The sequence below is a fragment of the Caulobacter sp. genome (assembly GCF_017744445.1).
Taxonomy (GTDB): domain Bacteria; phylum Pseudomonadota; class Alphaproteobacteria; order Caulobacterales; family Caulobacteraceae; genus Caulobacter.
The window spans coordinates 112,479-122,029 of record NZ_JAGIBH010000015.1; the positions used below are offsets into that span (position 1 = coordinate 112,479).

General features: G+C 67.1%; 8 protein-coding genes. 7 read left to right on the top strand and 1 reads right to left on the bottom strand.

Annotation, left to right across the window (positions count from 1 at the left end; all coding sequences use genetic code 11):
- Positions 1–228: 228 nt before the first annotated feature.
- Positions 229–579 carry a hypothetical protein gene (locus J7528_RS20050; RefSeq protein ID WP_291878090.1) on the bottom strand — a complete coding sequence of 117 codons (351 nt, stop codon included), beginning with the start codon at positions 577–579 and terminating at the stop codon, positions 229–231.
- 70 nt (positions 580–649) lie between these two features.
- On the opposite strand from J7528_RS20050, the gene J7528_RS20055 reads away from it, so the two are divergent.
- The 7 genes from J7528_RS20055 (at position 650) to J7528_RS20085 (ending at position 9,280) form a co-directional block, all read left to right on the top strand.
- The gene (locus J7528_RS20055) at positions 650–1,630 is read left to right on the top strand and encodes a YafY family protein (protein ID WP_291878091.1); all 981 of its coding nucleotides are present in this window, start codon (positions 650–652) and stop codon (positions 1,628–1,630) included.
- A gap of 10 nt (positions 1,631–1,640) precedes the next feature.
- Positions 1,641–2,462, top strand: coding sequence for a 23S rRNA (adenine(2030)-N(6))-methyltransferase RlmJ (gene rlmJ, locus J7528_RS20060; protein WP_291878093.1), 822 nt, complete (start codon positions 1,641–1,643; stop codon positions 2,460–2,462).
- On the top strand, positions 2,459–3,739 hold the full coding sequence (gene chrA / locus J7528_RS20065) for a chromate efflux transporter (protein ID WP_291878095.1): 1,281 nt from the start codon (positions 2,459–2,461) through the stop codon (positions 3,737–3,739). Before rlmJ ends, chrA begins: the two co-directional genes overlap by 4 nt.
- 86 nt (positions 3,740–3,825) lie before the next feature.
- A complete protein-coding gene (phaH, locus tag J7528_RS20070) occupies positions 3,826–4,545 on the top strand; it encodes a phasin PhaH (RefSeq protein ID WP_291878097.1) in 720 nt (239 codons plus the stop codon).
- Between the two features lie 319 nt (positions 4,546–4,864).
- The gene (locus tag J7528_RS20075; RefSeq protein ID WP_291878099.1) at positions 4,865–7,864 is read left to right on the top strand and encodes a TonB-dependent receptor; all 3,000 of its coding nucleotides are present in this window, start codon (positions 4,865–4,867) and stop codon (positions 7,862–7,864) included.
- 118 nt (positions 7,865–7,982) lie between these two features.
- Positions 7,983–8,768: a hypothetical protein gene (locus J7528_RS20080; RefSeq protein ID WP_291878102.1), complete on the top strand. Its 786-nt coding sequence runs from the start codon at positions 7,983–7,985 to the stop codon at positions 8,766–8,768.
- Between the two features lie 2 nt (positions 8,769–8,770).
- Positions 8,771–9,280: a hypothetical protein gene (locus J7528_RS20085; RefSeq protein WP_291878105.1), complete on the top strand. Its 510-nt coding sequence runs from the start codon at positions 8,771–8,773 to the stop codon at positions 9,278–9,280.
- The last annotated feature ends 271 nt before the right edge of the window (positions 9,281–9,551 follow it).

A 9,551-nucleotide genomic window follows, 5' to 3' on the forward strand; every position in this document is an offset into this window, starting at 1 on the left:
TTTCTCCCGACGATTATGATTTTTGACACTGACGCAAAAAATCATCGGCTACTCTCCCGATGAATTCATGGGGAGGCAGGTTTCGGCGTTCGGCAATGGGGGCTGTTCTAGAAACGGTCACAACCGCGCCGGCGCCTCAATGGCGCCGTTTTGCGCGGCGGCAGGTCTCGGATTTTAGGCAGTTGGGTACGCCCACTTTGCACGCTGAGGGTGCGTGCGCGGCAGGCTTCACGCCACGAGGCGCATCGGCGGAGCCATTTCGTCCGTCTCTTCGGTCTCGAACAGGTCGAAAGCCTCTTCCCACAGCTGGAGGCGGGAATCGCGCAGTTCGGCGTCGTCGGTGACGCGGACGATCTGATCCTCGCGGTCGTTCCACACCAAGCCGATGTCGATGACGCGCTCGACGTCGCGGCCCAGCAGCAGGAACATGTCGGCCTTAGCCGCGCGCTCGTGGCTGATACGGCGCAGGGTGCGGCCGCCGCCCATGTCGCGGTGGATATCCGCGAAGTCCATCACCGCCGAGATCATGGCCTGGCTGACGGGGGTGGTCGCCCAGGGGCTGCAAGCAAAGCGGGACATTGGCTTCTCCAGTCTCGACATGAGAAGAATGTGCGGGCCTTGCGACAAAACCGGTCGTATATGGTCCCTCATGAGACATGAGAAAGCGACACGGCTCCTGGATCTGGCCCGGATGCTGGCCGGCTCGGCCGAGGGCATGACCCTGGACGAGATGGCGCGCGCCCTGGACGTGGGGCGCCGCACCGCCGAGCGGATGCGCGACGCCGTCTGGACGGCCTTTCCGCAGATGGAGGCGATCGACGATCCGCCGACCAAGCGATTCCGCATCCCCTCGGGCCTGGACGGCGTCTTTCAGACCCCGACCGCCGAGGAGCTGGCGGCCCTGCGCACCGCCGCCGACGGTTACAAGGCCTCGGGCGCCGAGGCGCGGGCGGCCTCGCTCTACGCCCTGGAAGGCAAGCTGCTGTCGGCCCTGCGTGGCGCGGCGCGGCGCAAGGTGGCCCCGGACGTCGAGGCCCTGGTCCAGGCCGAGACCATCGCCGTCCATGCCGGCCCGCGTCCGTTCGAGGATCAGGCGCTGCTGACGGCCATCCGCACGGCGATCAAGGGCCTGTCGGCGCTGTCGTTCCGTTATGAAGGCGGCAGCACGCCGGGGCGGACGCGCGAGGTGACGCCGCTGGGCGTGCTGTTCGGGCGCAGCAACTATCTGGTGGCGTCGGAAGGGGCGGGCGGGCCGCGCTCGTGGCGCCTGGACCGGATGAGTGACCTGAAGGTGCTCGACAAGCCGGCCTCGCCGCCCGAGGACTTCAGCCTGCAGGCCTTCGCCGACGAGAGCTTCGGCATCTATCACGACGAGATCCAGGACGTGGTCCTGCGCATCAAGCCCGAGGGGGCCGAGGACGCGCTGCGCTGGCGTTTCCACGCGACGCAGAAGGTGACGCAGGAAGAGGACGGCTCGGTGCTGGTCACCTTCCGCGCCGGCGGCATGCGCGAGCTGGCCTGGCACCTGTTCACCTGGGGCGACAAGATCGAGATCGTCGGGCCCCAGGCGCTCAAGGAGAAGATGATCGAAGAGCTGCGCGAGGCTGGCCGCGCCCACGGGGCGTGGTAGGAGCGGACGCATGAACTACCGTCACGCCTTTCACGCCGGCAATTTCGCCGACCTGCACAAGCACGCGATCGTGCTGGCCATGCTGTCGACGCTCCAGGCTGAGAGCGACGCGGTGTCGGTGATCGACACCCATGCGGGGGCAGGGGGCTATGACCTGTCCGGCGAGATGTCGCGCCGTTCGGGCGAGGCGCAGGCGGGGATCTTCCGGCTGAAGGCGGCCGACGACGCGCCGGCGGTGTTCGGGCCGCTGCTGAAGGCGGTGGCCGATATGAACGGGGGGCAGGAAGGGGATCTCTATCCCGGCTCGCCGCTGCTGACCGCGCGGGCGTTGCGCAAGGCCGACCGTTATGCCGGCTGCGAGCTGCGCCCCGACGACGCGGCGCTGCTGCGCAAGACCCTGGCGCCTTACGCCAATGCTCAGGCGCTGGAGGCCGATGGCTTTGTCACCGCCGCCCAGCAGGCGGGCAAGGGCGGCCGCGCCTTCGTGGTCATCGATCCGCCGTTCGAGCGGCCGGACGACTACCAGCGCATCGCCGAGACGACCCGCGCCGTCCTGAAGCGCGCGCCGGACGCGGCCCTGGCCATCTGGCTGCCGATCAAGGACCTGGAGACCTTCGACGCCTTCCTGCGGATGATGGAAAGCGTCACGGGTGACCTGCTAGTGGCCGAGCTTCGTCTCCGGCCCCTGACGGATCCCATGAAGATGAATGGCTGCGCGATGGTGATGGTCGGCGCGCCGGCCTCGGTCGACGAGGCGGCGGCGCAGGCCGGCGACTGGCTGGCCGCGCGCCTGGGCGAAAAGGGCGGCCGCTCGCGCGTCTGGCGCACGTGAGCAAGGCGCCGCCGACCTTCGCGCAGGCCCTGCCGGTCTGGCTGAAGATCGGCCTGCTGGGCTTTGGCGGCCCGGCCGGCCAGATCGCGCTCCTGCACAAGGAAGTGGTCGAGCAGCGTGACTGGATCGACGAGGACACGTTCGCGCGGGCCTTGAGCTTCTGCATGCTGCTGCCGGGGCCCGAGGCCCAGCAGCTGGCCACCTGGCTGGGCTGGCGGCTGCACGGTATCCGAGGCGGCGTCGCGGCGGGGCTTCTGTTCGTGCTGCCGGGCTTGGCGGTGATGCTGGGCTTGTCGGCTTTATATGTCGCGCACGGCCGCTCGGACTGGGCGGGGCCGGTGCTGCTGGGCCTGAAGGCGGCGGTGGTGGCGCTGGTCCTCCAGGCGCTGATCAAGATCGGTAAGCGGGCGATCAAGGATCGACTGGCCGCCTTCGTCTGCGGCGCGGCCTTCGCGGCGCTCTCTTTTACGACCGTACCGTTTCCGCTGGTGATCCTGGCCGCCGGGGTGCTGGGCTGGGCGACGACCAAGGGCGCTGGCAAGTCAGCCCCGCGTCCTGCGCCACCGAAGGGGCAGGCGAGGACGGCCTTCGCCTGCCTGGCCCTGTGGGTCGCCCCGATCGCCCTGGCTTGGCTCATTGCGCCGGGCTCGGTCCTGGCCTGGATGGGGCTGTCGTTCGGCGGGCTGGCGGCGATCAGTTTCGGTGGGGCTTATGCGGCCCTGGCCTATATCGGCCAGGCGGCCTCGGGGTTCGGCTGGCTGACGGCGGGCCAGATGCTGGACGGCCTGGGCCTTGCCGAGACCACGCCGGGGCCGCTGATCCTGGTCTTCGTCTTCGTGGGCTTCGTCGGCGCTTTCCAGACCGCGCCGGCCGAGTACGCCTGGGTCCTGGCCGTGCTGGGCGGGCTGATGGCGGCGTGGGTGACCTTCGCCCCGTCGTTCCTGTGGATCTTCGCCGGCGGGCCTTTGTTCGAGCGCTGGGGGAGGGAGCCCCAGCCGGCGCGGGCCCTGACCCTGATCTCGGCCGCCTCGGTGGGGGTGATCGGCCAGCTGGCCCTGTGGTTCGCCATTCACCTCTTCTTCCGCAGCGGCCAGACGATGGAGGTCGCGGGCGTGGTCAAGGTCATGCTGCCGGACCTGGCCAGCCTGGACTACGGCGCGCTGGGCCTGACGGTGCTGGCCCTGATGCTTGTCTTCGCCACGCGCTTGCCGATGCTGGCCATGATCGCCGTGACCGTAGCGGCGGGCGTGCTTCTGAAAGTTGTTGGGATCGCTTGACGTAAGGTGAGCATTTTTGCGGTTGCGAACGCGTTTTCCGTGTTATGCTGCACCGCAATAGATCGCCGGCGCTGGAGCACCTCCCCATGGTTTCGATCTTCTCTTTCCTTCCTGAATACAAGGCCGACAAGGTCGAGCCCGAGACCGCGCCGTACGTGGCGATCGGGGCGGCTTCGCCGCTGTGGCTGATGTTCGGCGGCGCGGCGGTGGCCGGCGCCTCCTACTGGTGGTGGACCAACCGCTGGCGTGAAGCCGTCAATGTCGAGGCCCTGATGGCCCTGGCCCCCGAGCCGGTCGCGCCGCCTGTCGAGGCGGTGGCGGTTCTCGAAGCGACGCCCGTCGCCGAACCGGTCATCGAGGCCGTGACCCTGGTCGCCGAGACGACCGAGACCGTGCTCGACGCGACTCAGGAGCTCATCGAGGCCGCCGCCGAGCCGGTGGTCGAGACCATCGTCGCCGCCAACGAGGATGTCGCCGAGGCGGTGGTCGAACCCGTCGTCGCGGCCGAGCCTATCGTCGAGGCGGCCGCCGAGGCGCCGGTCGAGGTCGTCGAAGCTGTCGCGCCGGTCGTGGAGCAGGCCGCCGAGACCCTCCAGGCCGCGGGCGACGACCTGACCCAGCTGGTTGGCATCGGTCCCAAGCTGGCCGCTTCGCTGGGCGAGCTGGGCGTGACCAAGTTCAGCCAGATCGCCGCCTGGACGCCCGACGAGCTGGCCTCGTTCGACGCGCTGCTGAACCTGAAGGGCCGCGCCGAGCGCGACGCCTGGATCGCCCAGGCCAAGCGGTTGCTTCCGGCGGTGAACTGAAATCTCTAAACTTTAGGTAGTTTTCCCTAAACCTTAAGTAATGAAAGGCCGCCGGGTTTGCCCGGCGGCCTTTTTCGTGCCTCGGGTAGCTGCACTTTCCGTGCGCGTAAGGTGCTCAAAAGGCTGGGAAATGCCTCATCAAGCGCTGTTAGTGCGTGCGAGATGCCACAGTTCGCCCAAAATGCGACAAAACGGCGACGGTGAGATTGCGGGAAGTTAATGAAGCAGATTGGTTAGGCGTGAGCGGTACTTGTCGCGCCAAGGGGGCTTGGTGGGGAGGCGTGCCGCGTAGTTCCGCAATAAAGGCGAAAATCCTCCAATGCTCACCCATCGCAGACATCTTCTGGCCTCGACGATCATCGCCGGGCTGGCGGTTGGCGTCGCGCTGCCGGCCATGGCTCAAACGGCCGCTCCGCTGCAGACCACCGATAGCGCCAAGGACACCTCCGAAGTCGAGGCCGTCGTGGTCACCGGCTCGCGCATCAAGCGCAACGAGTTCAACAGTCCTGACCCGGTTCAGGTCATCACGGCCGACCAGGGGCGGCTGAAGGGCATCGGCAACACGGCTCAGTTGCTGCAGTCCTCGACCATCGCCTCGGGCTCGCCGCAGATCACGGCCGCCGTCTCGAGCGCCTTCGTCACCGACGGTGGTCCGGGCTCGGAAACCATCTCGCTGCGCGGCCTCGGCGCCAACCGCACCCTGGTCCTGCTGAACGGCCGTCGCGCCGGTCCGGCCGGCGTGCGCGGCGGCGTGTCGGCGTTTGACCTGAACGTGCTGCCGGTGGCCGCCATCGACCGCGTCGAGATCCTGAAGGACGGCGCCTCGTCGGTCTACGGCTCGGACGCCGTGGCCGGGGTCGTCAACATCATCACCAAGCGGGGCCAGGACGGCTTCAGCATCGACGCCTTCGCCAGCCAGCCGCAACGGCACGGCGGCCAGGAGTTCCGCACCAGCGCCGGCTGGGGCAAGACCTTCTCGCGCGGCTTCTTCAACATCACCTACGACTACGCCAAGAAGACCGAGCAATCGAACGGCCAGCGCGCCTGGACCAACTGCGGCCAGGCGTACATCTTCGACGCCAACGGCAAGCGCAAGGACACGATCGACCCGCGCACAGGCACGACCCAGTGCCGCGACCTGCTGTACGATCAAGTCTGGCTGTACACCCTCGACTTCGAGGGCCGCGACGGCAAGCTGCAGTACGACTACGGCAACAACCTGGGCAAGTATATCTCGCAGTATCCGGCCGGTAAGGCCGGCGACTATCCGGGCGCGCCTCCCGGATGGTTCGTGGTCGGCGACAGCCTGGACCCGGCCAATCCCGACATGGGCGTGCTGGACTATAACAGCCCCTACAACCTGGCCAGCTCGCTGACCCCGCGCACCGAGCGCAACACGGTCTTCGCCCAGGCCTCGTTCGACGTGAACGACCACGTCGAAGCCTATGGCGAAGTGCTGCTGAACCGCCGCGCCACCAAGACCAACGGCTATCGTCAGATCTGGACCTACCTCTACACCGAAGACTACGGCGACCCCTTCAGCGCCGGCTTCACGGGTGACTTCATCCTCAGCCCGACCATCGTCACGCCGCTGGCCCGCGCCGGCCAGAAGGTCGACTACCAGCGCTATGTCGGCGGCCTGCGCGGCGACTTCGGCGCCAACTTCCTGAAGGGCTGGGACTGGGACATCTTCGCTCAGTACAGCCACAACAAGGGCCTGTACTCGCAGGACGTCGTCCTGGGCGACGCCCTCAACAGCGCCGACGGCCGCAGCGACGGCGGCTCGTTCGGCATCGGCAAGGCCAACTCGATCCCGCGCCCCACCGCCTCGTGCGTCGGCTACACCACGCCGATCAGCAAGCGTAAGTGCGTCGACGTGAACTGGATGTCGCCCGACTTCCTGGCCGGCAAGTACACGCCCGAAGAACAGGCCTTCCTGTTCGACACGGAAACCGGCAAGACCATCTACAAGCAGCTGGCGATCGAAGGGTCGGTCTCGGGCGACCTGTTCAAGCTCCCGGCCGGTACGGTCGGCGCCGCCTTCGGCGTCGCCTATCGCAAGGACGAGATCAACGACACCCCCGGCGCGATCACCCAGGCTGGCAACATCTGGGGCTCGTCGACCTCGGGCATCACCGCCGGCAAGGACACGACCAAGGAAATCTACGGCGAACTGAGCGTTCCGCTGGTGAAGAGCGTTCCGTTCATCCAATCCTTGGATCTGTCGCTGTCGGGCCGCTACACCGACGTCAACAGCTATGGCAGCGACCAGACCTACAAGGTCGGCCTGAACTGGCAGATCATCCCGTCGGTGCGCGTGCGCGCCACGCGGGGCACCTCGTTCCGCGCCCCGGCGCTGTTCGAGCTGTACAAGAACGCCGAGACCGGTTTCGTCTCGCAACGCAACCTCGATCCGTGCATCCGTTGGCAAGCGGCGCTGACGGCCGGCACCCTGCCGCAGTACGTCGCCGACAACTGCAAGGCCGCCGGCATCCCGCCGGCCTATACCGGCGCGGGCGCTCAGGCGACCGTGACCTCGGGCGGCGGCGCTGGTTCGCTGGAAGCCGAAACCTCGAAGGCCACGACCTACGGCGTCATCTGGACGCCGAAGTTCGCCGACCTGAAGGTGGCGGTCGACTACTTCGACATCCGCGTGAACAACGAGATCACCCAGCTGGGCGCGGCCCGGATCGTCAACGGCTGCTACCGGTCGCTGAGCTTCCCGACTGACAAGCTGTGCACGCTGTTCACCCGTGGTCCGTCGAACCTGGTCACCACGGTGACCGACAACTACCTGAACATCGCCACCCAAGTGAACAAGGGCCTGGATCTGACCGTGAACTACGGCCAGGACCTGCCCTGGGACGTCCGCATGGATGTCGAGCTGCAGTCCACCTGGCAGTTCAAGGACACCACGGCCCTGTTCGCCGACACCGTCGTCGACAGCAACGGCTTCGTGGGCGATCCGGACTGGACCGGCCAGCTGAACTTCCGCTTCACCAAGGGCGATTGGGCGGCTCTGTGGGGCATCGACATGGTCGGCAAGGCGTCTGACGCCGAGGACTATGCCGACAGCAACACGACCAAGACCACGTTCTACAAGATCCACACCGAGTTCACGGCGTACCACAGCCTGTCGCTGCAGAAGAAGTTCGAGAACTTCACCGTGCTGGGCGGCGTGGCCAACCTGTTCGACGAAGCGCCGCCGCAGGTCAGCCAGAACGCGGGCAACTACAACATGGTCGGCCGCTCGGTGCTGGCCTCGCAGTACGACTATATCGGCCGCCGCATGTTCGTGAGCTTCCAAGCGAAGTTCTAAGCATCGGAGAGGGGCGCGATCGCCGAGAGGCGTTTCGCGTCCCGCCTTCACGGTCTAGTCTTTTGGGCGGCGGAGCGATCCGCCGCCCTTTGTTTTCGAGTCGCGGGAAGTCTCCGTCGTGAACGCCATCATCCGGGGCAAGCCCGACAATCTGGACGAGATCGGCCAGCGCTTCGATCGCGCGCGCCTCTCCCAGCCGGTCTACCTGAACAGCGTGCCCAAGGCCGGCACTCACCTGATCCGCAACATCCTGCGGATGTTCGTCGCGCCCGAGCAGCACTGGCCGCGCGAATATATCCAGCACGCCCTGCTGGCGCGCAGCCGCGACGCCTTCGACCCCAAGGCCCCGATGATCAGCTGGGGCCACATGCTGTTCTCCGACGAGTCGGCGGTGGCCCTGCGCGACGTGCGCCACATCGTGCTGGTGCGCGACCCCTATGACTGGGTGCTGGCGCGGGCGCGCTTCTACCTGTCGGACGAGTTCCAGGGGAACCTGAACCACATCAAGGACGGCGGCGCGTCGGTCGAGGACGTCATCATGATGATGATCCTGGGCGCCCATGGCCGCGTGCCGGACCTGCGCGACATCTTCGCCATGAACGCCGTGGCCTGGATGGGCTCCAGCGCCGTGATCGTCCGCTACGAGGACATCGTCGACAGCCTCAAGGACCTGGGCTCAAAGCGGGCCGAGGCCTTCTTCCGCCAGCTGCTGGCCGACTGCGGCCTGGAATTGCCGTCCGACTGGCGCGAGCGCGTCGAGGCCGGCGCCGACCCGCGTGAGAGCCGCACCGCCCGCGAGAACCTGCAGGTCACGGCCGAGGTGCCCAAGGTGCTGTCGGACGTCCACAAGCGGGTCGTCGACTTCCACGTGCCGGGCCTGCGGGCGCTGCTGGGCTACGCCTGAGCATGGCCAACAACGAACAACTATGGGCGCTGTGGAAGCGCCTGAAGGACTATTTCCCCGTCTGGTCGCTGCTGCCGTCCAGCCTCTACACCCCCGGGGCCTGGGGCTATGTCGGCGTCGATTTCCTCAGCGGCTTTCGCAGGAACCCGTCGACGATCAAGTCCTTCGCGCTGCTGGACGGAGTGGATGAGGCCACGTTCGACGCCCTGTCGGCCCTGGCCAATCTGAATGTCCGCCGCCAGGACCAGATCCTGCGGGTGGTGATCATCGGCTACCTGACCGTGCCGTTGTCGATCGTGGCGCTGCTGGCCGAACTGGCCGGCGACAGCGTGATGAGCTTCGTCCGGGACAATCTGAACATGGTCATCGTGAGCGTCAGCATCGCGACCATGGGCCCGCTGATGTACCTGCTGAGCCACTGGCGCTCGCGGCAGATCGTCGGCGTGCTGGACCTGATCCGCATCGAACGCGGCCAGGCGCCCTTCACGGCGCTGGAGCTGCGGGAGGAGTAGGGGGGGGCCTAAATCCTCCCCCGCGATGCGGGGGAGGTGGCCCGGAGGGCCGGAGGGGGCTAGCTCGGCCTATTCAGCACTTGCCCCCTCAGTCGCTCCGCGACAGCTCCCCCGCATCGCGGGGGAGCATCTGGTGGGCGTTGAGCCGCCTCTATCCTCGGAATTCGCGAGATCGAACCTAGCGAAATCAACCGCTTGTCGATTTTACGCGCCTTCGAATGATCCGCGCTAAAATCCCCCGCACAATCATAGCCATCCCCGTCGCGGGGGA